This window comes from Streptomyces sp. NPDC006368 (genome assembly GCF_040612535.1).
Taxonomy (GTDB): domain Bacteria; phylum Actinomycetota; class Actinomycetes; order Streptomycetales; family Streptomycetaceae; genus Streptomyces.
Map to the genome: position 1 here is coordinate 110180 of NZ_JBEXQK010000003.1, position 25481 is coordinate 135660.

At 73.3% G+C, this 25481-nt stretch carries 17 protein-coding genes; 11 read left to right on the forward strand and 6 right to left on the reverse strand.

Translation table 11 applies throughout. The annotated features are described in order from the left end of the window. Positions 1-6: 6 nt before the first annotated feature. Positions 7-2286, reverse strand: coding sequence for an FdhF/YdeP family oxidoreductase (locus tag ABZZ38_RS04050; RefSeq protein ID WP_356735478.1), 2280 nt, complete (start codon positions 2284-2286; stop codon positions 7-9). A 180-nt stretch (positions 2287-2466) separates the two neighbouring features. Here ABZZ38_RS04050 and polA point away from each other — a divergent pair, with 180 nt between their 5' ends. Next, positions 2467-5121, forward strand: coding sequence for a DNA polymerase I (gene polA / locus ABZZ38_RS04055; RefSeq protein ID WP_356735860.1), 2655 nt, complete (start codon positions 2467-2469; stop codon positions 5119-5121). A gap of 210 nt (positions 5122-5331) precedes the next feature. On the opposite strand, the gene ABZZ38_RS04060 is transcribed toward polA, so the two are convergent. Further along, on the reverse strand, positions 5332-6198 hold the full coding sequence (locus tag ABZZ38_RS04060) for a DUF4184 family protein (RefSeq protein WP_356735480.1): 867 nt from the start codon (positions 6196-6198) through the stop codon (positions 5332-5334). Positions 6199-6396: 198 nt separating this feature from the next. On the opposite strand from ABZZ38_RS04060, the gene ABZZ38_RS04065 reads away from it, so the two are divergent. Then, positions 6397-8127: a lytic transglycosylase domain-containing protein gene (locus ABZZ38_RS04065; protein WP_356735482.1), complete on the forward strand. Its 1731-nt coding sequence runs from the start codon at positions 6397-6399 to the stop codon at positions 8125-8127. A 126-nt stretch (positions 8128-8253) separates the two neighbouring features. Here the strand turns inward: ABZZ38_RS04065 and hrpB are convergent, their stop codons facing one another. Both hrpB and ABZZ38_RS04075 read right to left on the reverse strand, forming a co-directional pair. After that, entirely contained in the window at positions 8254-10734 is a 2481-nt protein-coding gene (gene hrpB, locus ABZZ38_RS04070) for an ATP-dependent helicase HrpB (RefSeq protein ID WP_356735484.1), read from the reverse strand. Next, the gene (locus tag ABZZ38_RS04075; RefSeq protein WP_356735486.1) at positions 10731-11525 is read right to left on the reverse strand and encodes a methyltransferase domain-containing protein; all 795 of its coding nucleotides are present in this window, start codon (positions 11523-11525) and stop codon (positions 10731-10733) included. Before ABZZ38_RS04075 ends, hrpB begins: the two co-directional genes overlap by 4 nt. 354 nt (positions 11526-11879) lie before the next feature. Here ABZZ38_RS04075 and rpsA point away from each other — a divergent pair, with 354 nt between their 5' ends. Next, positions 11880-13382: a 30S ribosomal protein S1 gene (rpsA, locus tag ABZZ38_RS04080; RefSeq protein WP_356735488.1), complete on the forward strand. Its 1503-nt coding sequence runs from the start codon at positions 11880-11882 to the stop codon at positions 13380-13382. A gap of 69 nt (positions 13383-13451) precedes the next feature. Here rpsA and ABZZ38_RS04085 read toward each other — a convergent pair whose 3' ends face one another. Next, positions 13452-14492, reverse strand: coding sequence for a right-handed parallel beta-helix repeat-containing protein (locus ABZZ38_RS04085; protein WP_356735490.1), 1041 nt, complete (start codon positions 14490-14492; stop codon positions 13452-13454). A gap of 196 nt (positions 14493-14688) precedes the next feature. Here ABZZ38_RS04085 and ABZZ38_RS04090 point away from each other — a divergent pair, with 196 nt between their 5' ends. The 3 genes from ABZZ38_RS04090 to ABZZ38_RS04100 all read left to right on the forward strand — a co-directional run bounded on the left by ABZZ38_RS04090 (position 14689) and on the right by ABZZ38_RS04100 (position 16821). After that, positions 14689-15630, forward strand: coding sequence for a PAC2 family protein (locus ABZZ38_RS04090; protein WP_356735492.1), 942 nt, complete (start codon positions 14689-14691; stop codon positions 15628-15630). A gap of 149 nt (positions 15631-15779) precedes the next feature. Continuing rightward, on the forward strand, positions 15780-16382 hold the full coding sequence (gene coaE / locus ABZZ38_RS04095) for a dephospho-CoA kinase (protein ID WP_356735494.1): 603 nt from the start codon (positions 15780-15782) through the stop codon (positions 16380-16382). Between the two features lie 73 nt (positions 16383-16455). Next, positions 16456-16821 (forward strand): tetratricopeptide repeat protein, encoded by a 366-nt coding sequence (locus ABZZ38_RS04100; RefSeq protein WP_356735496.1) that lies wholly within the window; start codon positions 16456-16458, stop codon positions 16819-16821. Between the two features lie 37 nt (positions 16822-16858). Here ABZZ38_RS04100 and ABZZ38_RS04105 read toward each other — a convergent pair whose 3' ends face one another. Beyond that, positions 16859-17107: a DUF6343 family protein gene (locus ABZZ38_RS04105; protein WP_356735498.1), complete on the reverse strand. Its 249-nt coding sequence runs from the start codon at positions 17105-17107 to the stop codon at positions 16859-16861. 82 nt (positions 17108-17189) lie between these two features. Between ABZZ38_RS04105 and ABZZ38_RS04110 the strand changes: the two genes are divergently transcribed. The 5 genes from ABZZ38_RS04110 (at position 17190) to ABZZ38_RS04130 (ending at position 25304) form a co-directional block, all read left to right on the forward strand. Then, positions 17190-18323, forward strand: a complete 1134-nt coding sequence (locus ABZZ38_RS04110) for an ADP-ribosylglycohydrolase family protein (RefSeq protein ID WP_356735500.1) — start codon at positions 17190-17192, stop codon at positions 18321-18323. Positions 18324-18390: 67 nt separating this feature from the next. Continuing rightward, complete coding sequence (locus ABZZ38_RS04115) at positions 18391-19086, forward strand: class I SAM-dependent methyltransferase (protein WP_356735502.1); 696 nt, start codon at positions 18391-18393, stop codon at positions 19084-19086. Between the two features lie 266 nt (positions 19087-19352). Further along, positions 19353-20813 (forward strand): carboxylesterase family protein, encoded by a 1461-nt coding sequence (locus ABZZ38_RS04120; RefSeq protein WP_356735504.1) that lies wholly within the window; start codon positions 19353-19355, stop codon positions 20811-20813. Between the two features lie 91 nt (positions 20814-20904). Beyond that, complete coding sequence (locus ABZZ38_RS04125) at positions 20905-23973, forward strand: SNF2-related protein (protein WP_356735506.1); 3069 nt, start codon at positions 20905-20907, stop codon at positions 23971-23973. Beyond that, positions 23970-25304: an SWIM zinc finger family protein gene (locus tag ABZZ38_RS04130; protein ID WP_356735508.1), complete on the forward strand. Its 1335-nt coding sequence runs from the start codon at positions 23970-23972 to the stop codon at positions 25302-25304. The genes ABZZ38_RS04125 and ABZZ38_RS04130 overlap by 4 nt, the downstream gene beginning before the upstream one ends. Positions 25305-25481 lie beyond the last annotated feature (177 nt).

A 25481-nucleotide genomic window follows, 5' to 3' on the forward strand; every position in this document is an offset into this window, starting at 1 on the left:
GAACGCTTAGGCGGTGGGTGATTGTTCCAGACGCACGATCACGGACTTGCTGGCGGGGGTGTTGCTGACGTCGGCGGTGGAGTCCAGCGGCACCAGGACGTTGGTCTCGGGGTAGTACGCGGCGGCGCACCCGCGCGCGGTCGGGTAGCGCACCACCCGGAAGCCGGGCGCGCGGCGCTCGGTGCCGTCCCGCCACTCGCTGACCAGGTCGGCGTAGGAGCCGTCGGCCAGTCCGAGCGCGTCGGCGTCCTCGGGGTGGACCAGCACGACGCGGCGCCCGCCCTTGATACCCCGGTAACGGTCGTCGAGGCCGTAGATCGTGGTGTTGTACTGGTCGTGGGAGCGCAGCGTCTGCAGCAGCAGCCGGCCCTCGGGGACCTTCGGGTACTCGACGGGGGCGGCGGTGAAGTTGGCCTTGCCGGTCTTCGTCGGGAAGCGTCGCTCGTCGCGCGGGGCGTGCGGCAGGGCGAAACCGCCGGGCCGGGCGATCTTCGCGTTGAAGTCCTCGAAACCGGGCACCACGCGCGCGATGCGGTCGCGGATCGTGGCGTAGTCCTTCTCGAACTCCTCCCAGGGCGTGGCCGACGCCTCACCCAGCACGGCCCGCGCCATGCGCGCCACGATCGCCGGCTCGGACAGCAGGTGCGGGCTCGCCGGCGGAAGGTTCCCGCGCGAGGCGTGGACCAGCCCCATCGAGTCCTCGACGGTGACGAACTGTTTGCCGCTCTCCCGCACGTCCTTGTCGGTGCGGCCCAGGGTGGGCAGGATCAACGCGCGCGTGCCGGTGACCGCGTGCGAACGGTTCAGCTTGGTCGACACGTGCACGGTGAGCCGCGCCCGGCGCATCGCGGACTCGGTGACCTCGGTGTCGGGCGTCGCGCCGACGAAGTTGCCGCCCATCGCGAAGAAGACCCTCGCCCGGCCGTCGCGCAGCGCCCGGATGGCGCGCACCACGTCGAAACCGTGATGGCGGGGCGAGGTGATCCCGAACTCCTTGTCGAGGGCGTCCAGGAAGGCGGGCGCCGGCCGCTCGAAGATGCCCATGGTGCGGTCGCCCTGCACGTTGGAGTGACCGCGCACGGGGCAGACACCCGCGCCGGGGCGGCCGATGTTGCCGCGCAGCAGCAGGAAGTTGACGACTTCGCGGATGGTCGGCACGGAGTGCTTGTGCTGGGTGAGGCCCATGGCCCAGCAGACGATGGTGCGCCGCGAGGCGAGCACCATGCTCAGGGCCCGCTCGATCGCGGCGCGCTCCAGACCGGTGGCGGCCAGCGTCTCGTCCCAGTCGGCGTCCCGCGCCGCGGCCGTGAACTCGTCGAAGCCGTGGGTGTGCTCGCGGACGAACGCTTCGTCGACCGCGCCCCCGGTCTCCAGGATCAACTTGTTGAGGAGCCGGAACAGGGCCTGGTCGCCGCCGATGCGGATCTGGAGGTGGAGGTCCGTGAGCGCGGTGCCCTTCAGCATCCCCCGCGCGGTCTGCGGGTTCTTGAACCGCTCCAGGCCCGCCTCGGGGAGCGGGTTCACGGAGATGATCCGCGCGCCCGCCGTCTTGGCCTTCTCCAGGGCGGAGAGCATGCGCGGATGGTTCGTGCCCGGGTTCTGCCCGGCCACGATGATCAGGTCCGCCCGGTGCAAATCCTCCAGGGAGACGCTGCCCTTGCCGATGCCGATGGTCTCGGTGAGCGCGGAGCCGGACGACTCGTGGCACATGTTCGAGCAGTCGGGCAGGTTGTTCGTGCCGAACTCGCGGGCGAAGAGCTGCAACAGGAACGCCGCCTCGTTGCTGGTGCGGCCCGAGGTGTAGAAGACGGCCTCGTCGGGGGAGTCGAGCGCCGACAGCTCTTCCGCGATGATCGAGAAGGCGCGCTCCCAGGTCACCGGCTCGTACCGGTCGGAGCCCGCATCCAGGAGCATCGGATGCGTGATCCTGCCCTGCTGCCCCAGCCAGTACCCGCTGCGGGTGGCCAGGTCCGCGACCGGGTGCGCGGCGAAGAACGCGGGCGTGACGCGGCGCAGCGTCGCCTCCTCCGCGACCGCTTTGGCGCCGTTCTCGCAGAACTCGGCGCTGTGCCGCTTGTCCTCCTCGGGCCAGGCGCAGCCCGGGCAGTCGAAGCCGTCCTTCTGGTTGACCTTGAGCAGGGTCCGCGCCGTGCGCCGCACGCCCATCTGCTGCTGGGCCACCTTCAGTGTGTGCGCGATCGCGGGGAGGCCGGCCGCGGCGTGCCGGACCGCCTCGACCTGCGGGGCGTCCTGGACCGGGTCGTCCGCGGGCGGCTTGCTGACCATCGCGCTCTCCCTTGAGCGGTCGTCTTCGGTGTACGACTCCGATCCTGTCACGCGCCGCTGACAGCCGGTGCCGGCCCTCGGTCGTGGGCGGCGTTGTCAGTGGTCCGTGGCAGGATCGTGTCCGTGGTTGAGACAGCATCGAAGAAGACCCCAGACGACAACCGTCCGCGCCTGCTCCTCATGGACGGGCACTCCCTGGCGTACCGGGCGTTCTTCGCGCTGCCCGCGGAGAACTTCACCACCGCGAGCGGGCAGACGACCAACGCCATCTACGGCTTCGCGTCGATGCTGGCGAACACGCTGCGTGATGAGGCGCCCACGCACTTCGCGGTCGCGTTCGACGTGTCCCGCAAGACGTGGCGCTCGGAGGACTTCCCCGAATACAAGGCGAACCGCTCCAAGACCCCCGACGAGTTCAAGGGGCAGGTCGAGCTGATCGGTGAGCTGCTCGACACGATGAACGCGGTGCGGTTCGCGGTGGACGGTTTCGAGGCCGACGACATCATCGCCACGCTCGCCACGCGGGCCGAGGCCGAGGGCTTCGAGGTGCTGATCGTCACCGGTGACCGGGACTCCTTCCAGTTGGTCTCCGACCACGTCACCGTGCTGTACCCCACCAAGGGCGTCTCCGAGCTGACCCGGTTCACCCCGGAGAAGGTCATGGAGAAGTACGGCCTGACCCCGGCGCAGTACCCGGACTTCGCCGCCCTGCGCGGCGACCCGTCGGACAACCTGCCCGGCATCCCCGGGGTCGGTGAGAAGACCGCCACGAAGTGGATCAACCAGTTCGGTTCGTTCGCCGCGCTGGTCGAGCGTGCCGACGAGGTCAAGGGCAAGGTCGGGCAGGCCCTGCGCGACCACCTGGAGTCGGTCAAGCTCAACCGCCACCTGACCGAACTGGTGCGGGACGTGGAACTGCCCAAGTCGGTCGCCGACCTGGAGCGCGCGCCGTACGACAGGACCGCGCTGAAGGGGTTCCTGGAAGTCCTGGAGATCCGCAACCCGAGCCTGCGGGAGCGGCTCCTCGCCGTCGACCCGGGCGCGGAGGAGGAAGAGGCCCCGGCCCCCGCGGCCGGAGTCGAGCTGGACGGCACGGTACTGGGCGCCGGTGAGCTCGCCTCCTGGCTGGAGCGGCACAGCGGGCAGCCGCTGGGCATGGCCACCGTCGCCGGCTGGGCCCTCGGCGTGGGCAACGTCAGCGAGGTCGCGCTCGCAGGCGCCGACGGCAAGGCGGCGTGGTTCGACACGACCCAGCTGGACGAGGCCGACGAGCAGGCCTTCGCCGCCTGGCTGGCCGACCCGGCCCGGCCGAAGGTCCTGCACAGCGCCAAGGACGCCCTGCGGGTCTTCCCCGAGCACGGCTGGCACATCGAGGGCATCACGATGGACACCGCCCTCGCCGCCTACCTGGTCAAGCCCGGCCGCCGCTCCTTCGCCCTGGACGCCCTGTCCGTCGAGTACCTCCACCGCGAGCTGGCCCCCGCCGCCGCCGACGGGCAGCTCGCCTTCGGCACCGACGAACAGGCCGAGGCCGACGCCCTGATGTCCCAGGCCCGCGCGATCCTCGACCTGGGGGACGCGTTCGGCGAGAAGCTCGAGGAAGTCGGCGCGACCGAGCTGCTGCACGACGTGGAACTGCCCACGTCGGTGCTGCTGGCCCGGATGGAGCGGTACGGCATCTCCGCCGACCGCGCCCATCTGGAGGCGATGGAGCAGCAGTTCGCCGGCGCGGTGCAGCAGGCCGTGAAGGAGGCCCACGCCTCGGTGGGCCACGAGTTCAACCTCGGCTCGCCCAAGCAGCTCCAGGAGGTGCTCTTCGGCGAGCTGAACCTCCCCAAGACGAAGAAGACCAAGACCGGTTACACCACCGACGCGGACGCGCTCGCCTGGCTCGCCGCACAGACCGAGCACGAGCTGCCGGTCATCATGCTGCGCCACCGCGAGCAGGCCCGGCTGCGCTCCACCGTCGAGGGCCTGATCAAGACGATCGCCGCGGACGGGCGCATCCACACCACCTTCAGCCAGACGGTCGCGGCGACCGGACGCCTCTCGTCCACCGACCCCAACCTGCAGAACGTGCCGGTGCGCACCGACGAAGGCCGCGCGATTCGGCACGGGTTCGTCGTCGGCGAGGGTTACGAGTCGCTCATGACCGCCGACTACAGCCAGATCGAGCTGCGGGTCATGGCCCACCTCTCCGAGGACGAGGGCCTGATCGAGGCGTTCACCTCGGGCGAGGACCTCCACACCACGGTCGCCTCCCAGGTGTTCGGCGTGTCCAGGTCGGCCGTCGACGCGGAGATGCGCCGCAAGATCAAGGCCATGTCGTACGGCCTCGCCTACGGTCTGTCCGCCTTCGGCCTCTCCCAGCAGCTGAACATCGAGGCGGGCGAGGCGCGCGCCCTGATGGACACCTACTTCGAGCGGTTCGGCGGGGTGCGGGACTACCTGCGCCGCGTGGTCGACGAAGCCCGCGCCACCGGGTACACGGAGACCATGCTCGGCCGCCGCCGCTACCTCCCGGACCTCAACAGCGACAACCGCCAGCGCCGTGAGTCCGCCGAGCGGATGGCGCTCAACGCCCCCATCCAGGGCACGGCCGCCGACATCGTGAAGGTCGCGATGCTCCGCGTCGACCGCGCGCTGCGGGAGGCGGACCTCACCACCCGGACGCTGCTCCAGGTCCACGACGAAATCGTCCTGGAGGTCGCCCCGGGCGAACGCACCAGGGTCGAGGAGATCGTCCGCCACGAGATGTCCACCGCGGTCACCCTCCGCGCCCCCCTCGACGTCTCGGTCGGCGTGGGCCTGAACTGGGACTCCGCGGCCCACTGAGTCGGCGAACGCGAGCACGACCCGGGTGCGCCCGTCCCTGACATCGCCCTGCGCGGCGGCGGCGCGTCGCAGCTGCCGCGCAGTGGGGCGGGGGCGGGGCCGCCGCCCCACTGACCGGCGCGGGACGACCGTCCGGCAGGGCCGTCCCCGCGAGGAAGCTGCGGGGGAGCGGGGGAGCGGGGCGTCAGCCACCGCACCTCGTTCCCCCCGTCAGGGTCTGCGGGCGGAGAAGTCCCCCGCCCCCTGACCCGCCGCGCCCCGAACCCCGGCCGCCGGCCGCAGCCGCATCGCCGCGCCGTACAGCAGCACTCCCCCCGCCAGCCCCGCCCCCGCGCCGAAGCAGGCCGTGGGGATGATGTCCAGCGGTGTCTCGATCCGCCCCCAGTACGCGTACCACCGCGCGCACCGGTGCACGACCCCCGCCACCACGCACGCGCCGAGCAGCCCCACCGCAAGCCACCGGCCCCGCGGCCCGAGCACCGGAACCGCGACCCGAGCCGGCGTCGGAGCCGGCCCCGCCGGCATGCGCCGTACCGCGCTGCCCACGAACCACACCAGCACCACCAACGCCACCGCCGAACCGCCGTACTGCGCGTACAGATACATCGGGAACCCGGCCACCACCTCCCCGAGGACCGGCAGCACCTTCATGCCCCACCGGTCCAGGTGGGTGAACGCGTCCCACACCACGTGCGTCGTCGCACCGATGACCGCCGAGACGTAGAACCACGCCGCGAGCGCGGCAAGCCGCCGCTCACGCCAGGGCCGCCCCCGTACCAGCGCCAGTACCCGCCCCTGCCGGTGTTCCGGCAACAGCGCCACCAGCGGTTCACGCACCATCAGCCACACCCCCACCAGCAGCGCCGCGATGGCGACATCGACCGTCACCACCCCCACCACCCCGTGCGTGACGTCCCCGAAGCGCATCGCGCCGGGCAGCGCGGTGTCGGCGAAATACGTCATGTCGGGCGCGAACGAGCCGGCGACGAGCGCGGACGCGACGAGCGGTCCGCGCGCCGTTCCGGACCGTCGTATCGCCGGCAGCACGGCCACCGCATGGCTGAGCGTGAACGGCATGGGCGGTCCCCCTTGAGCGATGAGTCAACGGCGGCCAGTATGCGTGACCTTCGCACTCCGCATTCCGGTGAACCAAGGAGTGACGAATACGTGAAAACCGGTCAGACGGCGCTGTGCCGACGCCCCGAGTTGACGTAGTGTCTGCACAGTCCCGCGCTGGGGAGCGCGGGCAGCCGTCAACGGGGAGGGACCACACGTATGGCAGGGCACATGGGGCGCCGGCTGCGCAAGGGAGCCACCAGCACCGCGGTGGCCGCGGCCGCCGTGGCCGCTCTTTCCGCTTCGCAGGCACCGGGCGTCACGCCCTCCGCCGACGGCGGCGACCAGCAGGCCGCCGAGGCGACCCCGCCGCCCCCCGGAACGTCGGCCACCGGCAACTCCCCCTACTACACCGACCTGCCGCCGCTCAACACACCCAACAAGCCGGGCGCTTCCGTGGACCTGCCCGCCACGGGCACCGCGGAGGCGGGCATACCGGCGACCGTCCTCGCCGCGTACAAGCAGGCCGAGCAGCACCTCAAGGCCGCCGACCCCGGCTGCAACCTGCCCTGGCAGCTCCTCGCGGGCATCGGCAAGGTGGAGTCCGGTCAGGCGCGCGGCGGTCGTGTCGACGCCAACGGCACCACCCTCACGCCCATCCTGGGCCCCGTCCTCAACGGTGTCGGCTTCGCCAACATCTCCGACACCGACAACGGCGCGTACGACGGTGACTCCACGCACGACCGCGCGGTCGGCCCCATGCAGTTCATCCCGTCCACGTGGGAGAGCTGGGGCCAGGACGCCAACGGGGACGGCCGCAAGGACCCGAACAACATTTACGACGCCGCGCAGGCGGCCGGCATGTACCTGTGCGCGAACAACCGCGACCTCGCCGTCAAGGCCGACCTCGACAAGGCGATTCTGAGCTACAACCGCTCAACTGAGTACCTTCGTACGGTTCTGTCGTGGTTCGAGTACTACAAGCGCGGGACGCACCGGATCCCGGATGGCACCGGCGCTCTGCCGGTCGACCGCAGCGACACCCTCCCGGCGCCGACCCCCACACCGACGCCGACGCCGAGCGTGCCCCCGGTGACGCCCGGCCCGGCGCCCACGAAGCCGGCCCCGACGACTCCCACGACGCCGACGAAGCCGGAGCCGACCACCCCCACCACGCCGACGCCCACCCCCCCGACCAGGCCGACGACACCGCCGGAACCGACGACACCGCCGAAGCCCGCGCCCCTGCCGCACGAGAGGGTCGCGCTCCTCAAGGACGCCGGCACCGCCGACCTCACCGCGGTGGCGGGCAGCCGCTTCACCGAGCGCCCCGAGGTCGCGGCGCTCGACGCGAAGGGCAAGCCGGTCGCCGAGGTCGAGGTGAAGTTCGAGATCATCGGCGCCACGGAAGCCCGTTTCACGGCCGGGACCGGAGCCGTCACCAGCGCCACCGTCACCACGCACGCCGACGGCACGGCCACCGCGCCGCGCATCCAGGCGGGCGAGCGGACCGGCGAGTTCACCGTCCGGGCCACCGTCGTACGCCGTTCCCTGCCCGCGGTCGACTACACCGCGACCGTCACCGCCCGCGAGGCGGACGCGCTGGCGAGGACGGACGAGAAGGCGCTGACGGCCGAGCCGGAGGCGGAGTTCGCCGACCAGGTCCGGGTGAAGGCGACGTACAAGGGCGCCGTCGCGTCCGGCGTCGCGGTGACCGCCACCCTGGTCAAGGCCGCGGACGACCCCACCGTCAACGACAAGGGCCCCTACTTCAAGGACGAGCAGGGCAAGCCCGTCCGCACGCTCGACGCCCTGAAGACCGACGCCGACGGCATCGTCACCCTCCCGAAGATGTACGCGGACGGCGCCACCGGCACCTTCCTGCTCCGTCTCACCACCGCGGGCGGCGCGACCCTGACCGTCGAGGTCGAGGTCGAGGAGTCCGCCTGACCGGTCGCCGGTCCGGCACCACGCCGCACCCCGCACGCCCCGCCGCAGCCGTCCGGCGGGGCGTGCGGCGTCCCGGCGCCCCTCCCCGCAGCCGCACCCCTTCCCGCAGCCGCAGCCGCGGGCCGGTCAGCGCCTGCCGTTCGTCCGGCGCGTCGGCTCCGCCGCCGACGGGTCCTCCGGCCACGGATGCTTCGGGTACCGGCCGCGCAGCTCCGCCCGCACGGAGCGGTATCCCTCACGCCAGAAGGACGCCAGGTCCGCCGTGACGGCCGCGGGCCGGCCGGCGGGGGACAGCAGGTGCACCAGAACCGGAACGCCCGCCACGCGGGGCGTTTCGGCCAGGCCGAACATCTCCTGCAGCTTCACGGCCAGAACGGGCTGGTCACCGTCGCCGTACTCGACCCGGATCCGCGACCCGCTCGGCACCTCGATCCGCTCGGGCGCCAGCTCGTCCAGGCGCGCGGCGTCCCCGGTCGCCCACGGCAGCAGCCGCCGCAGCGCCTGACCGGCGTCGATACGGCCGAGGTCGGCCCGCCGCCGTGCCCGGGACAGCTCGGGCTCCAGCCACTCCCCGGCGCGCTCCAGCAGCGCCGCGTCCGACACATCGGGCCACGGCCCGCCGACCACCCGGTGCAGGAACGCCAGCCGTTGCCGCAGCCCGACCGCCTCCGGCGACCAGCGCAGCAGCCCGAGCCCCTCCCGCCGCAACCCCTCCACCAGCGCCTCCCGTACGAGCGCGGGAGCCGGGTCCCGCAACGGGCGTACGGTCAGCTCGACGGCGCCCAGCCGCTCCACCGACCTGGCGACCAGGTCACCGTCCTCCCAGCGCACCTCCTCGCCCGCGACGAGCAGTTCCCGGGCGGCAGCCCGGGCCGCGTCCTCGTCGATCACGGCGGCCAGCCGCACCCGCGCGGAAGCGGCATGCGCGGGCCGGTCCGCGACGGCGACGGCGAGCCACTCCGAACCCCGCAAACCGGATCCCTCCGCGAGCTCCGCGCCCGTCCCCGAAGCCATCAGGAACGCCCCCTCACCCCGCGCCCGGGCCACCCGCTCCGGATACGCGAGCGAGGTGACGACCCCGACGGCCGCGTCGTCGCGCACCGACCGGCCGCCGTCCACGGCACCGTCCAGCTGCCCCGCGAGCCGCCGGGCCTCCTGCCGCCAGCGGGCGCCGTACCCGTCGCCGCCCCGCCGGGCCGCGTGCCACGCGGCCGACAGGTCGTCGCCGTACTCGCGTGGCGGCTCCTCGCTCAGCAGGGCCACCACCTCGGCGGCCCGCCGCGCCCCCACCCGCGGCGCCCCGTCCAGCAGCGCCCGGGCCAGCCGCGGGTGCACACCCAGCCGGGACATCCGCACGCCCCGGTCCGTCACCCGGCCCGCCGCGTCCACCGCCCCGATCGCCGACAGCACCGCCCGCGCCGCCCCCATCGCCCCCGCGGGCGGCGCGTCCAGCAACGCCAGACCGGCCGCGTCCGGGTCACCCCAGGCAGCCGCCAGGAGCGCGAACCCGGTCAGGTCGGCCAGCTGGATCTCGGGCGCCGGGAAACGCTGCCGCAGCGTGTCCTCCGCCTCCGACCAGCACCGGTACACCGTGCCCGGAGCCTCACGCCCCGCACGCCCCGCGCGTTGCCGGGCGGCGGCCTGCGACGCCCACACCGTCGTCAGCCGGCCGATGCCCCGCGCGTGATCCACTCGCGGCTCACGCGCCAGCCCCGAGTCGACCACCACGCGCACCCCCGGCACCGTCAGCGACGACTCGGCCACCGATGTGGCCAGGACGACCCGCCGACCCCGCCCGGGGGAGAGCACCGCGTCCTGCACCGCCGCCGGCGCCCGCCCGTGCACCTGGAGCACCTCGACGTCCGGAAGGCCGTTCAGCAGCCCCGCCACCCGAGCGATCTCCCCCACGCCCGGCAGGAAGCACAGCACGTCCCCCGCGCGTTCCTCCAGCGCCCGCCGCACCACCGACGCGACATGCCCGAGCAGCGCCGGGTCCACCCGCATTCCGTGCGGCGGGCGCACCGGCCGGGGCGGCGGAGCCCATGCCACGTTCACCGCGTGGCCCACGCCGGTCGCCTCCACCACGGGGGCGCCGCCCAGCAGCCGCGCCCAGCCCTCCGTGTCGGTCGTCGCGGAGGCGGCCACCAGCCGCAGCTCCGGCCGCAGGGTCTCCCGCACGTCCAGCAGGAACGCCGCGGCCGTGTCCGCGTCCAGGTGCCGCTCATGGCACTCGTCGAGGATCACCACGTCGACGCCGGCCAGCTCCTGGTCGCGCTGGAGCCGCTGCAGCAGGACACCCGTCGTCACGACCTCGACGACCGTCTCGCGCGACACGGTCCGCTCGCCACGCACGGTGAACCCCACCCGGCCGCCGGTTTCCTCGCCCAGCAGCCACGCCATCCGCCGCGCCGCCGCCCGCACCGCGATCCGCCGCGGCTCGGCCACCAGCACCCGCGCGCCGCGCTCCGCGAGCGCCAGGGGCACCAGGGTGGTCTTGCCGCTCCCGGGCGGGGCGCACAGCACCGCCGCCCCGTGCGTGTCCAGGGCCCGTTCCAGCTCGGGCAGGGCGGTCCGTACGGGAAGGGCCAGGCCCTCGTCACGGATCACGCGCGCTCGCAGACGAAGATCGCGGTCCCGGGGATCAGGTTTCCGCGCAGGGGGGACCAGCCGCCCCACTCCTGGGTGTTCCACTCCGGCCACTCCGGCTCGACCAGGTCGACCAGGCGGAACCCGCCCGCCACCACGTCCCGGACCCGGTCCCCGATCGTGCGGTGGTGCTCGACGTACACCGCGCGCCCCTCGTCGTCCTGCTCGACGTAAGGGGTGCGGTCGAAATACGACGCGGAGACCGACAGCCCTTCGGGGCCCGGCTCGTCGGGGAACGCCCAGCGGATGGGGTGGGTCACGGAGAACACCCACCGTCCGCCCGGCCGCAGCACCCTGCGCACCTCGCGGAAGACCCGCACCGGATCGGCGACGAAGGGCACCGCCCCGTACGCCGAGCACGCCAGGTCGAAGGACCCGTCCCGGAAGGGCAGCGCTCCCGCGTCGGCCTGCACCAGGGGTACGTCCGCCCCGATCCGCAGGGCGTGCTGGAGCTGCCGGTGGGAGAGGTCCAGGGCGACGGGGCGGGCGCCCCGCGAGGCCAGCCAGCGCGAGCACTGCGCGGCGCCCGCGCCGATCTCCAGGACGTCCAGCCCGGAGACGTCCCCGAGCAGCCGCGCGTCGGCCTCGTCCAGCCCTTCGGGGCCCCAGACGAAGCGGTCGTCCCCCAGGAAGGCCCCGTGCTCGGTCTGGTACTCGTCGGCGTTCCGGTCCCACCAGCCGCGATTGGCCCGGCTGCTCTCCGCGTCGTCGGCTCGTCGCCGCGTGGCTTCCGGTTCGTACTCTTGGATCATCCCGCCCCGCCGTTGTGGTTTCGTCCAGGAGCGCGCGGTCACCTGCGCCTCCATACGGCCGCGATGGCCTCGGGAAACTTTAAATGTGCCGGGTATGCGGGGTTCTGCCCCGGGTGTGCGCCTTCGCGCATTGACCCTGTCCGACCGTCCCCGTATGCTAAAGGTTGCGCTGCGGGCCTGCGCGCCTCAGACGGAGCAGGCCGCGCTCGCATCTGTTGTATGTCCCCTCGGTTGTCGAGGCGCCATCCCTCCGGGCAGGCGCTTCCTTGGCTGTCCGGCTTCTGCAGCTGCGATACGGGCTCTCGGCGTAGCAGTACCTACGACTTCAATGTCCGTACCGGAGCCCTTTCCCACATGACGAGCAGCACCGAGACCACCGCCACCACCCCGCAGGTTGCGGTCAACGACATCGGTAACGAGGAAGCCTTCCTCGCCGCGATCGACGAGACGATCAAGTACTTCAACGACGGCGACATCGTCGACGGCGTCATCGTGAAGGTCGACCGGGACGAGGTCCTGCTCGACATCGGTTACAAGACCGAAGGTGTCATCCCGAGCCGCGAGCTCTCGATCAAGCACGACGTCGACCCGAACGAGGTCGTCAAGGTCGGCGACGAGATCGAGGCCCTTGTTCTCCAGAAGGAGGACAAGGAAGGCCGCCTGATCCTTTCGAAGAAGCGTGCCCAGTACGAGCGGGCCTGGGGCACCATCGAGAAGATCAAGGAAGAGGACGGCATCGTCACCGGCACCGTCATCGAGGTGGTCAAGGGTGGTCTCATCCTCGACATCGGCCTCCGTGGCTTCCTGCCGGCTTCCCTCGTCGAGATGCGTCGTGTCCGCGACCTCCAGCCCTACGTGGGCAAGGAGCTCGAGGCCAAGATCATCGAGCTGGACAAGAACCGCAACAACGTGGTCCTGTCCCGCCGCGCCTGGCTCGAGCAGACCCAGTCCGAGGTGCGCCAGACGTTCCTCACGACCCTGCAGAAGGGTCAGGTCCGCTCCGGCGTCGTCTCCTCGATCGTCAACTTCGGTGCGTTCGTGGACCTGGGTGGCGTCGACGGTCTCGTCCACGTCTCGGAGCTGTCCTGGAAGCACATCGACCACCCGTCCGAGGTTGTCGAGGTCGGCCAGGAAGTCACCGTCGAGGTCCTCGACGTCGACATGGACCGCGAGCGTGTCTCCCTGTCGCTGAAGGCGACGCAGGAGGACCCGTGGCAGCAGTTCGCCCGTACGCACCAGATCGGTCAGGTCGTCCCGGGTAAGGTCACCAAGCTGGTTCCGTTCGGCGCGTTCGTCCGCGTGGACGAGGGCATCGAGGGTCTGGTCCACATCTCCGAGCTGGCCGAGCGCCACGTGGAGATCCCGGAGCAGGTCGTCCAGGTCAACGACGAGATCTTCGTCAAGGTCATCGACATCGACCTCGAGCGCCGCCGCATCAGCCTCTCGCTGAAGCAGGCCAACGAGTCCTTCGGTACCGACCCGGCCTCGGTCGAGTTCGACCCGACGCTGTACGGCATGGCCGCGTCGTACGACGACCAGGGCAACTACATCTACCCCGAGGGCTTCGACCCGGAGACCAACGACTGGCTGCCGGGCTACGAGGCCCAGCGCGAGGCGTGGGAGACCCAGTACGCCGAGGCGCAGCAGCGCTTCGAGCAGCACCAGGCCCAGGTCATCAAGTCCCGCGAGGCCGACGAGGCCGCCGCTGCCGAGGGTGGCGCCGCCGCTCCGGCCGGTGCCCCGGCGGGTGTGTCCGGCGGTTCGTACTCCTCGGAGTCGGACGACAACTCCGGCGCCCTGGCGTCGGACGAGGCGCTGGCTGCCCTGCGCGAGAAGCTGGCCGGCGGCCAGAGCTGAGCTCGATCGGCTCACCGCTGAGCGGTAGTTAGTACGGTACTGAGGCCCGTCCCCGGAAGGGGGCGGGCCTCAGTCGTGTGCCGTGGCGCTCCCGTCTCCCCAGCCCGTGACCGGCACTCCGGGTGTGACCAGGCCGCGACCGCCCGTGTGGGTGTTGTCCGCGTACACCGTCGTCCGGCAGGACGAGGAGTGGTGGGGGGCGTGGATCGCATACCGGTGGGCGCCGGTGGCGCCGGTCAGGTCGGCCTTGTTCGCGCGGAGGACCGTGCCGCAGCCCCAGCCGCTCTGCTGCGTATGGATCTCGAAGCCGTTGTTGAGGGTGTCGCGGCCGGTGTTGTTCTCGACGAGGACGTCGTTGCCCTTCACGTCCACCCAGGAGTCGTCGTAGTGGACGCCGGTCATGCCCCGGCCGTCGAAGGTGTTGCCGATGATCCTCGCGCCGGTCGTGCCCTCCTTGACGTCGATGCTTTCGCCGCCGACGTCCGGGCCGATGACGTTGTTCAGTATCTGGATGTGGTCGCTCTTGTCCGTGAGCGTGTTGGCGCTGCCGACATAGATCCCTTCGCCCATGCCACGGCCGTCGTTGCCGGTGTCGTGGATGCGGGAGTTCTTGATGACGCCGTTGCTGCTGGAGGTGCGGAAGTGGACGCCCTCCATGTCCAGGCCGTGGACGGTGACGGCGTCGATGACGACTCCGTTCGCCGCGTCCAGCATGATCCCCTTCTGTCCGCCGGTGACGGTGATGCCGTGGACGGTCCAGTACGACGCGCCGTTGAGGTGGAGCCCGTAGCCGCCGCCCGCCGTGAGCACGGCCCTGGAGGAGCCGGTAAGGGTGATCCGGGCGGAGGGCGTGCCGGGTGCGGTGGCTTTGAAGTTGCCCCTGTACGTGCCGTCGGCGAGGCGGATGGTGTCGCCGGGGCGGGCGGCGGTCAGCGCCGACGTGAGCTGCGTGGCGGTGGACACGTCGATGACCGCGGCGGCGCCGGCGGGGGCTTGGCCGGCCGGGGCCCGGTGGGTGGGGGCTGCGTCGGCCGGTGCGGTGAGCAGGGTGAGGCCGCCGGTGGTGAGCAGGGTGGCCAGCAGGGCGGGGAGCGGCGTTCGGGTGCGCATAGGGGGCCTTCCCGTCGGGTTCGCTTACGTGTACGCCGGGCGGGTGTCTGAACGCGCGTGCTGCCCCGGGACGGTAGGGAGGGGGGCGCGGGCATGTCAAGGTCTGGACCAGGTGCGCCAACTGCCTCGCCGGGAGTGGGAATCACTGTGCGGCGAGTGACGTTCTCCCCTATGGACACGAGGAGGAGCGGTAATCGTGCTTGATCCGCAGGGTTTGTACGCATGGGAGCCGAAAGGCCTGGCCGTCGTCGACATGGCGCTCGCCCAGGAGTCGGCCGGCCTGGTCATGCTCTACCACTTCGACGGATACATCGACGCGGGCGAGGCCGGCGAGCAGATCGTCGCCAACGTCCTGGGATCGCTGCCCCACCAGGTGGTGGCCCGCTTCGACCACGACAGGCTTGTGGACTACCGGGCCCGCCGCCCGCTGCTGACGTTCCGGCGCGACCGCTGGACCGGATACGACACGCCCGGCATCGAGGTCCGCCTCGTGCAGGACGCCACCGGCGCGCCCTTCCTGCTGCTGTCCGGCCCCGAGCCGGACGTCGAATGGGAGCGGTTCGCCGCCGCCGTGCGGCAGATCGTCGAGCGGCTCGGCGTCCGCCTCTCGGTCAACTTCCACGGCATCCCCATGGGCGTCCCGCACACCCGCCCGGTCGGCCTCACCCCGCACGGCAACCGCATCGACCTGATGCCCGGGCACCGCAGCCCGTTCGACGAGGCGCAGGTCCCGGGCAGCGCCGAGGCCCTCCTGGAGTACCGGCTGATGGAGGCCGGGCACGACGTGCTCGGGGTCGCCGCCCACGTACCGCACTACCTGGCCCGGTCCGCGTACCCCGACGCCGCGCTCACCGCCCTGGAGGCGATCACGGCCGCGACCGGCCTGGTCCTGCCGGGCGTCGCGCACACCTTGCGCGCCGAGGCCCAGCGCACCCAGACCGAGATCGAGCGCCAGATCGGTGAGGGCGACGAGGAGCTCGTCGCGCTCGTGCAGGGGCTGGAGCACCAGTACGACGCCATGGCGGGCGCCGAGACGCGCGGCAGCCTCGTCGCGGAACCGGTGGAGCTCCCGTCCGCCGACGAGCTCGGCCGGCAGTTCGAGCGGTTCCTGGCGGAGCGCGAGGGCGACGCGGGCTGAGGGCGACGTCGGCCGACCGCGGCCCGGGGCCGATTGGATAAGCTGCTCGGCGCCGCGCCCGGATGGGACGCCGGGAGGTGCTCCCCGAACCAGCGCGGCCGGGACGTGCTCCCCGTGCACGCGGGGACAGCGAAAGGTGGAGGCCGGTCATGCTGACCGTGGGGCTGACCGGTGGGATCGGGGCCGGCAAGAGCGAGGTGTCGCGGCTTCTCGCCTCGTACGGCGCGCTCCTCATCGACGCCGACAGGATCGCCCGCGAGGTCGTCGAGCCCGGCACGCCCGGGCTCGCCGCCGTCGTCGACGCGTTCGGACCCGACATCCTGACGCCCGAGGGAACCCTGGACCGGCCCCGGCTCGGCGCCATCGTCTTCTCCGACCCCGACCGTCTCGCCACGCTGAACGGCATCGTCCACCCGCTGGTGCGCGCCCGCTCGGCCGAGCTCCAGTCCGCCGCCGGACCCGACGCCGTGGTCGTCCACGACGTACCGCTGCTCACCGAGAACGGCCTCGCGCCCCTCCACGACCTCGTGGTCGTCGTCGACGCGTCCCCCGGAACCCAGCTGGACCGACTCGTACGGCTGCGCGGAATGACCGAGTCCGAGGCCCGGGCGCGCATGGCCGCCCAGGCGACCCGCGAGCAGCGGCTGGCCATCGCCGACCTGGTCATCGACAACGACGGACCCCTCGAGGCGCTGGAGCCGCAGGTCCGCACGGTATGGGCGGAGCTGACCCGGCGGGCCGCCGCCCGCTAGGGACGGGCCCGCACCAGGAATACCGCCCGCGACCCGGATGTTGAACAGCCGGAGCGAAGGGAAGGATGCGAGCGTGCCCGAAACCAACCCGGAGACCCACGTCATCGACTATCGCGCGGCGGAGCAGCTGCTCGCCGCCCGGGACCCGCGCGGGGCCGTCAAGCTGCTCGACTCGGTGATCGCGGCCCACCCCGAGAACACCGCGGCCCGGCTGCTGCGCGCCCGCGCCTTCTTCGCGGCGGCACAGCTGCGCCCGGCCGAGCTCGAATTCGAGCTGGTCCTGGAGCGGGAGCCGGACAACGCGTTCGCCCACTTCGCGCTCGCCCGTACCTTCCAGCGGTCCGGCCGGCCCGAGCAGGCCAAGCGCCACTTCCGCCTGGCCGCCGCGCTCGACCCGAAGCCGGAGTACCTGGAGGCCGCGCGCTTCGACGCGCGCTGACGCCCGCCCCCGAGGCGGCGCCCCCCCCGGCCTGGTCCTAAGGCTCGTACGGCGGCACATCGCGGCCCGGCTGATAGTGCGGGCCCTGGCGAATGTGCCGCACGACGAACGCCAGGTCCGCCGTGACCACCACGAACAGCACGCCACAGGCCACCGCCCAGCCGGGCCGCCCGGCCAGGGCGAAGCCCACCGTGCCGGCGACCGCCCAGATCAGCCCCCATAGACTCAGCCAGAACCGGAGCCGCAGCGGACTGCGTGCGGTCCTGGGTTCACTGCCCGTGCGCATGACGCTCGCTCCCCTGTTGGCCCTGTGCCGGGTACCCACAGCGGGCCGACATGTGACACGAGGCGAGCGGGGGAAGAGCCGCATGGTGAACGAGTCGTGGGAGGACACGCCGGTCCGGCGTGCCAAGGTGCGTGGATGCCTGTTGGGCGGGGCGATCGGTGACGCCCTGGGCAACCCGGTGGAGTTCCTCTCCCTGGGCGCGATCCGCCGGACGTACGGCGAACAGGGCGTGACCGGCCCGGTGCCGGACGCGGAAGGGATGACCGGGCGCGTCACGGACGACACCCAGATGACCCTGTTCACGGTCGAAGGACTGATCCGGGCGCAGGCGCGGGCGGCCGGCAAGGGCATCGGCGGCGGCGAGACCGCCGCCGTGCGGAACGCGTACGCGCGCTGGCTGGACACCCAGAACCACCCCTCCCCGCCCCGGCGCGGCGGCGACGACCCCATCCGTACCGGCTGGCTGCGCGAGCAGCCCTGGCTGTACGCGCGCAGGGCACCCGGCAACGCCTGCCTGACCGGCGTGGCGGCCGGACACGTACCGGACCCGCTCGGCGCGTTCGGCGCGCCCGGGCCCGTCAACCCCGGCTCCAAGGGATGCGGCACGGTCATGCGGTCGGCGCCGTTCGGCCTGATGGGTGTTCCCGCCCGGCGCGCGTTCGAGCTGGCCGCCCGGTGCGCGCAGATCACGCACGGCCACCCGACGGGTTACTACGCCGCCGGGGCCCTCGCCGCGATCGTCACGCACCTGCTGGAGGGGGACACCCCGGAGGGCGCCGTGCTGCGGTCCCTGGAGATCCTGCGGCGGTACCCCGGTCACGACGAGACCACGGCCGCCCTGCGCGCCGCGGTCGACCTGGCCGCCGACGGCCGGTCGCCGAGCGCCGAGAAGGTCGAATCCCTGGGCGCGGGCTGGGTCGCCGAGGAGGCCCTCGCCATCGCCGTCCACTGCACCCTGGCACGCACGGAATCGGTCGCCGAGGCGCTGCTCCTCTCCGTCAACCACTCGGGCGACAGCGACTCCACCGGGTCCATCTGCGGCAACCTCCTGGGGGCCCACCACGGTGACGTCCACCTGCCCGCCGCGTGGCTGGCGGCGACCGAGGGCAAGGGCGTGATCGCCGAACTCGCCGACGACCTGTGCCTCCAGTTCGTGTCCGCATCCATGGATCACGGGGAGCCGGTGCACCCCCGGGAGCGGTACCCGCACAACTGACGTGCGTCCGGGCGGATGACGGGAACGGGCGCGTCCGTCCCGTCGTTCCTCCGTCATGACAGGACGGATGCGCAAGGGATACGAGGGGACGGGTCCGGGCGCGATCACCCCGGACGGCTGCTCCGTCGAGCTGTACGACCGGCTGGCCGCGGGGGAGGAGCCCGGCATCGTGGCCGCCGCGGCACCGGCGGGCGGGACCCTGCTCGAACTGGGCAGCGGCGCCGGCAGGTTGACCGGTCCCCTGGGGGAACGGGGATTCACCGTCACCGCCGTGGACGAGTCGGCCGAGATGCTGGAGCGGCTCCGGCGCCGCACCCCGGGCGTCACCACCGTACGGAGCCCGATCGAGACGCTCGACCTGCCGGAGCGGTTCGACGTCGTGCTGCTCGCGTCGTTCCTGGTGCACGCGGGTGAGCACCGGGTGCGCGACGCGCTCCTCGCCACCTGCCGACGGCACGTCAAGGACGACGGCTGCGTCCTGATCCAGCGTGAAGGCCCGGACGCGCACACCCGGTTGCCGCGCGAGTGGGTGGACCCGGCCGGATACACCGTACGGATCGTCTCGGCCGAGCCGGTCGGGGACGGGGTGGACTCGGTGTTCGCCGAATACGTCTTCCCCGACGCCCGGTGGACGCAGACCTTTCTGTCCCGGCCGCTGACCGAGGAGGACTTCGAGCGGTACGCGGACCAGGCGGGGCTCGCGGTGGACGCCTATCTGACGGATGACCGGACGTGGGTACGAACGAGGCCGAAGGAGCGATGAGTTCCCGGCACGGGCCCGGTCCACCTCGGTGGCCCACGCCCACGCTCACGCCCGCGCCCGCACCGTCCCGTCCGCCGACGCCCTTCTCGGCCACCGCGCCGACATCCGGTGTGTGTCCCGCAGGCCCTGCCCGCCCTGCTGTTCGCGATCCCCGGCGCCGGGCCCAAGCCGGTCCGCCACTGGTCCACCGCACCCCTTCGACACGATCAGGGTGACACTGGGGCGACACTGGGCGCATCGACGTCGACCGAAGGGGCCGGGTACCGATGGAAGCGGTGTGCGCGACGCGGCAGGGCACGGTGCGCGGCAGACTGTCGGCCGACGGCCAGGTGGCCTCGTTCCTCGGGATCCCTTACGCCGCCGCGCCCTTCGGCCGGCTCCGTTTCCGCCCGCCCGCTCCACCGCGCGCGTGGGGCGGGACACGCGACGCCACCGCGCACGGGCCGACGCCCCCGAAGGCGCCGTACACGCCGCCCTTCGACGTCCTCATCCCCGAGGACACCATCGCGGGCGAGGACTGCCTGAACCTCAACGTGTGGACGCCCTCGCCCGGTCCGGGCGCCCGCCTGCCGGTCATGGTGTGGCTGCACGGGGGCGCCTTCACCAACGGGTCGGCGTCCACGTCCGCGTACGACGGCGGCACGTTCGCCCGCGACGGCGTGGTGTTCGTGTCGCTCGCCTACCGGCTCGGCACGGACGGCTTCCTGCACCTGGACGGTGTGCCCGACAACCGGGGCCTGCTCGACCAACTGGCCGCTCTGGAGTGGATACGGGACAACATCGCCGCCTTCGGGGGCGACCCGGACCGGGTGACCGTCTTCGGCGAATCGGCCGGAGCGATGTCCATCGGCGTCCTGCTCGCGGACGGCCGGGCGCGCGGCCTGTTCCGGCGGGCGATCCTGCAGAGCGGCGCCGCCCACCACTTCGTGCGTCCGGAGACGGCCCGCCGGATCACCGCCCGGCTCGCTGAGAAGCTGGCCATCGCCCCGGCCGCCGACGCCTTCGCCGCCGTACCGCTCGACCGGCTCCTCGCCGCCCAGGCCGAACTGCGCGGTGAGATCGGTGCCCGCCCCGACCCCGCAGTCTGGGGTGAGGCGGCGCTCAACGCGATGCCCTTCGAACCGGTCACCGACGGGCTCGCCCTCCCGGGAGCCGACTGCGGCGTCGACCTGCTGATCGGCAGCAACCGCGAGGAGTACCGGCTGTTCCTCGTGCCCACCGGGCGGCTCCACCGGCTGGCCGAGACCAAACTGCGGGCGACCGCCGAGGCGTACGGGCTCGACCCGGACAAGGCCCTGCCCGTCTACCGGGACGCGCGGCCGGGCGCGGCGCCCGGCGAGATCTTCGACGCGATGGCGACGGACTGGTTCTACCGGATTCCGGCGATCCGGCTCGCCGAATCGGTGCCGGGCTCGTACATGTACGAGTTCGCCCGGCGCTCCTCCGCCTTCGACGGGCGGCTCGGCGCCTGCCACGCCGGCGAGCTGGCCTACGTCTTCGACCGCCTGGACGACCCGACGTACGCCCCGGTGGTCGGCGAGGACCCGCCGCAGGCGGTGGCGGACGCGATGCACGGGGCGTGGGTGGCGTTCGCGACGAGCGGCGACCCGGGCTGGGCGGCGTACGACCCGGCGGCGCGCGCGACGATGATCTTCGATGACATCGCGCCGGGCCTGGTCGAGGACCCGCGGGCAGGGGAGCGGGCGCTGTGGAGAGGGGTGCGCTGAGGGCGTACGGGCCGATTGTCGGACCCCACCCGTAAGGTCGTGGGTCAGGGATGATCCAGGACCCGACCAGCGAGAGGGGAGGTGACCGGCCGTGCGCCCCGGTCCGACGCACCACCGTCTGCCGCCCCTGTGCGCGGCGACCTTCCTCCCCGCCGCGCTGCCCCGCGACGGCCGCGTCGCCTTCTGGTCGGTGACGGGCGACCCCTTGCCGGATCCCGCGCACCTGACGGACCCCGCGGACGTGACGGGCGTAGCGGGCCGGCGGGACCCGGCGGGCGTTCCGGCGCTGTGGGGCGTCGCCCGGCCCCCGGCCACCGTGGCGGCCCCCGGCCCGGTCGCGGAGCCGCGCTCCCACCGGTACGGCACCGACCCCGGCGGCCCGTACGAAGCCGCTCCGGGCACCCGTGGCCCGTCCCGAGCCGGCACCGCCGCCGGCGCCCCGCCCGGAGCCACGGACAGCGCCGGTGCGTCCAGGATCGGCACCGTCACGGTCGTACGGCCGCACGGCGCCGGGGTGCGCAGCCGCACCGTGCCCGCCGTCGTCCTGCCCGTCGGCGAGGCCCTCCCCGTCCTCGTCGCCGCACGGCACGACCCCGGCGCCCACCCCGCGGCGGCATCCTGGGGGGCCGCCGCGCTCCACGCCCTCCACCTGGCCGCGCGCGGACGGCTGCTGCCGGGGCTGACCGCCGACGACCTCGACGCCTGGCGCGCGGGACCGCTCGACGCCGACGACATCGCCCACCTGCGGGCCATTGCCGCCGCCATGCCGTACGAGGCCCACGCCACACCCGTCCCCGGACCGCGCCCACTGAGGCTGCCCGAGCCGGAGGCCCTGGTGCGGGCGTTCCTCGACGCGGTCGCCGACACCCTGCCCCGTACCCCCGCCGCCCCCTTCGCCGCGGGGGCGCCGTTCGCGGCCCGCACCCCGCAGCACCTGCCCCGCGCGCGTGCCTGGGCCGCCGAGGCGGCGGCGGGCATGGACGCCGGGGTCCGGGTCTCGCTCCGCCTCGACCTGTCCCCGCACGACCTCTTCGACACCCCGCACGAGGGCGGCGGCGAGCGGCAGGCCGCCGCCGCCCTCGTCCAGGTGCACAGCCTCGCCGACCCGTCCCTCGTGATCGACGCGGCCGGCCTGTGGTCCGGCTCCGCCGACGAGCACTTCGGACCCCGCGCCCGGATCGACGCCGTCCTGGCGCTGCGCCGCGCCGCGCGCGTATGGCAGCCGCTCGCCCGCCTGCTGGAGCGGGACGTGCCCGATGTGCTGACCCTCACCGAGGACGAGCTGTACGAGCTGCTGGGTCCCGCCGCCGCCCGGCTCGGCGCGGCGGGCGTCACCGTGCACTGGCCCAGGGAGCTGGCCCGCTCCCTGACCGCCGCCGCGGTCGTGCGGCCCGCGCCGGGCTCGGCCACCGACGGCACGGCGTTCTTCGACAGCGAGCGACTGCTGAGGTTCAACTGGCAGCTGGCCCTGGACGGCGACCCGCTGACCGAGCGCGAGATGGACGCCCTCGCCGAGGCGCACCGCCCCATCGTGCGGCTGCGCGACCAGTGGGTCGTCGTCGACCCCGCGCTCGTACGCAAGGCGCGCAAGCGCGAGCTGGGCCTGCTGGAGCCGGCCGACGCGCTCGCCGTCGCGCTCACCGGCACCGCCGAGGTGGACGGAGAGACCGTCGACGCCGTCCCCGCCGGCGCGCTCGCGGCACTGCGCGACCGGCTCGTCGCCGGCCCGGCCGCCGTCCCCCAGCCGCCCGGCCTCGACGCCACCCTGCGCGACTACCAGCTGCGCGGGCTGGCCTGGCTCGACCTGATGACCTCCCTCGGCCTCGGCGGCTGCCTCGCCGACGACATGGGCCTCGGCAAGACCGTCACCCTCATCGCCCTCCACCTGCGCCGCGCCCACCGCGCGCCCACCCTCGTCGTCTGCCCGGCGTCCCTCCTCGGCAACTGGCAGCGCGAGATCACCCGGTTCGCGCCCGGTGTGCCCGTGCGCCGCTTCCACGGCACCGACCGCTCCCTGGACGGGCTGGACGGCGGGTTCGTCCTGACCACGTACGGCACGATGCGCACCAGCGCCGAGAAACTGGCCGCCCAGCGGTGGGGGATGGTCGTCGCGGACGAGGCCCAGCACGTCAAGAACCCGTTCTCCGCCACCGCGAAGGCGCTGCGCACCATCCCCGCGCCCGCGCGCGTCGCGCTCACCGGCACACCCGTCGAGAACAACCTCTCCGAGCTGTGGGCGCTGCTCGACTGGACGACCCCGGGACTCCTCGGCCCCCTCAAGGCGTTCCGCTCCCGCCACGCCCGCGCCGTCGAGAACGCCGAACAGATCGAGAACGACGAGGCGGTGGAACGGCTGTCGCGACTGGTCCGCCCCTTCCTCCTGCGCCGCAGGAAGTCCGACCCCGGCATCGTCCCGGAGCTGCCGCCCAAGACGGAGTCCGATCACCCCGTCGCCCTCACCCGGGAGCAGGCCACCCTCTACGAGGCGGTCGTACGGGAGACGATGGCGCGGATCGAGGCGGCGGAGGGCATCGCCCGCCGCGGCCTGATCATGAAGTTGCTGACGTCCCTCAAGCAGATCTGCAACCACCCCGCCCAGTACCTGAAGGAGGACCCGGCACGGCTGGCCGGCCGCTCCGGAAAACTGTCCCTCCTCGACGAACTGCTCGACACGATCCTGTCCGAGGACGGGTCGGTCCTCGTCTTCACCCAGTACGTGACCATGGCGCGGCTGCTCACCGCGCACCTGGCCGCCCGAGCCGTCCCGTCCCAACTCCTGCACGGCGGGACACCGGTGGCCGAACGGGAGCGGATGGTGGACCGGTTCCAGGCCGGTGACGTCCCGGTGTTCGTCCTCTCCCTCAAGGCGGCCGGCACCGGGCTCAACCTGACCCGCGCGGGCCACGTCGTGCACTACGACCGCTGGTGGAACCCGGCCGTCGAGGAGCAGGCCACGGACCGTGCCTACCGCATCGGCCAGACCCAGCCGGTCCAGGTCCACCGGCTGATCGCCGAGGGCACGGTGGAAGACAGCATCGCGGAGATGCTCCGGACGAAGCGCGCCCTGGCCGACGCGGTCCTCGGCTCGGGAGAGGCGGCGCTGACGGAGCTCACCGACCGCGAGCTGGCCGACCTCGTGTCGCTGAGGAGGCCGTCATGACCCCGCACCGCCCCGCCGGCTCCGGCCCCCACTCCGGCCCGGCGTCCGCCGGCTCCGGCTCCGGCCGCTCCCGTAGCGGCGCGCCCCGCCCGGCCCCGCCGCACGACGACCACCGCCGCACCTTCCCGCAGCTCGCCCCCGCCCGGAGCGACGACGGGAGGTTCGCCGCCACCTGGTGGGGCAACGCCTGGGTGGAAGCCCTGGAGGACACCGCCCTGGACCCGGCACGCCTGGCCCGCGGGAGGGCCTACGCCGCGACCGGCCATGTCGACGCGATCACCGTGACCCCGGGCCGGGTCGTCGCCTACGTGCACGGCAGCAGACCCCGCCCGTACCGCGCGGAGATCCGGCTGCGTGTCCTCGGCGACGAGGACTGGGAACGCTTCCTGGACGCGGCCGCGGCCCGCCCCGACCACATCGCCGCCCTCCTCGACAAGGACGTGCCGCACGCCCTGGCCGCCGTCGCGGACCTGCTGCCCAGCCCGGGGGACCTGATCCCGGACTGCTCCTGCCCCGACCACGGCTACCCCTGCAAGCACGCGGCGGCCCTCTGCTACCAGGCCGCGCGGCTCCTCGACGAGGACCCGTTCGTCCTCTTCCTGATGCGCGGCCGTGGCGAGCAGGAGATCCTCGCCGCGCTCGGCCACCGCAACGCCGCCCGGTCGGCCGCCGAAACCACCGCCCAGCCCCCGCGGATGCCGACCGTCCCCGCCCGCGAGGCCCTCGCCGCCGCGCCCGCCCCGCTGCCCGCTCTCCCGCCTCCGCTGCCCGCGCCGGCCCATCCCGGCCGCCCGCCGATGTACCCGGAGGACCCGGACGCCCCCGACCCCCTGGCCCTCGAACTGCTCGCCACCGAGGCGGCGGCCCGCGCCCACGCCTTCCTGACGACCGGCCACGACCCGGTGGCCGCGCTCACCCCCTGGCAGGACGCCGTCCGCCTGGCCGCCGCCCACCCCGGCTCCGGCCTGACCGCCTCCACCCGGGCCCTCTACCGCGACCTCGCCGCCGCCCTGGACCGCACCCCCGCCGACCTGGCCCGCGCGGTGGCCGCCTGGCGCCAGGGTGGCATCGCCGGTCTCACCGTCCTGGAGGAGCCCTGGGACCCGCCCGCCGGCCCCTTCGACCGCGCCCGCCCGGCCCTCATCGCCGCCGACTTCGCCCACTTCCGCCCCTGGCGCAACCGCCTGTCCACCCGCTCCCTCCAACTCCGCTACGGCCGCGACGGCCTCTGGTACGGCTACGAGTCGGACCCGGACCGCGAGGACTGGTGGCCCCGCGGTACCCCCGACGCCGACCCGGTCGGCGCACTGGCCGGCTTGCTGGGGCGCTGAACGGGGAGGGTGGGCAACGGGCGGAAGATTCACCCGGATCGGTGGTGTACGGGACAGGACGGCGCATTCAGGCGTGCAAGGCGTAGAGGACCTGTGAGGGTTCGATTACAGCGCCACTCGATGGGGTGAATGGCGGCTGCGTCATAACCGACTTGGCTGTAACGCGTTAATTCCGGT

Coding starts and splice junctions, on each gene's coding strand:
- ABZZ38_RS04065 (WP_356735482.1), top strand. CDS start 6,397: ATGGCAGGGCACATGGGGCGCCGGCTGCGCAAGGGAGCCACCAGCACC.
- ABZZ38_RS04110 (WP_356735500.1), top strand. CDS start 17,190: ATGGTGAACGAGTCGTGGGAGGACACGCCGGTCCGGCGTGCCAAGGTG.
- ABZZ38_RS04120 (WP_356735504.1), top strand. CDS start 19,353: ATGGAAGCGGTGTGCGCGACGCGGCAGGGCACGGTGCGCGGCAGACTG.
- polA (WP_356735860.1), top strand. CDS start 2,467: ATGGACGGGCACTCCCTGGCGTACCGGGCGTTCTTCGCGCTGCCCGCG.
- ABZZ38_RS04115 (WP_356735502.1), top strand. CDS start 18,391: ATGCGCAAGGGATACGAGGGGACGGGTCCGGGCGCGATCACCCCGGAC.
- ABZZ38_RS04085 (WP_356735490.1), bottom strand. CDS start 14,492: ATGCGCACCCGAACGCCGCTCCCCGCCCTGCTGGCCACCCTGCTCACC.
- rpsA (WP_356735488.1), top strand. CDS start 11,880: ATGACGAGCAGCACCGAGACCACCGCCACCACCCCGCAGGTTGCGGTC.
- ABZZ38_RS04105 (WP_356735498.1), bottom strand. CDS start 17,107: ATGCGCACGGGCAGTGAACCCAGGACCGCACGCAGTCCGCTGCGGCTC.
- ABZZ38_RS04060 (WP_356735480.1), bottom strand. CDS start 6,198: ATGCCGTTCACGCTCAGCCATGCGGTGGCCGTGCTGCCGGCGATACGA.
- ABZZ38_RS04130 (WP_356735508.1), top strand. CDS start 23,970: ATGACCCCGCACCGCCCCGCCGGCTCCGGCCCCCACTCCGGCCCGGCG.
- ABZZ38_RS04050 (WP_356735478.1), bottom strand. CDS start 2,286: ATGGTCAGCAAGCCGCCCGCGGACGACCCGGTCCAGGACGCCCCGCAG.
- coaE (WP_356735494.1), top strand. CDS start 15,780: ATGCTGACCGTGGGGCTGACCGGTGGGATCGGGGCCGGCAAGAGCGAG.
- ABZZ38_RS04075 (WP_356735486.1), bottom strand. CDS start 11,525: ATGATCCAAGAGTACGAACCGGAAGCCACGCGGCGACGAGCCGACGAC.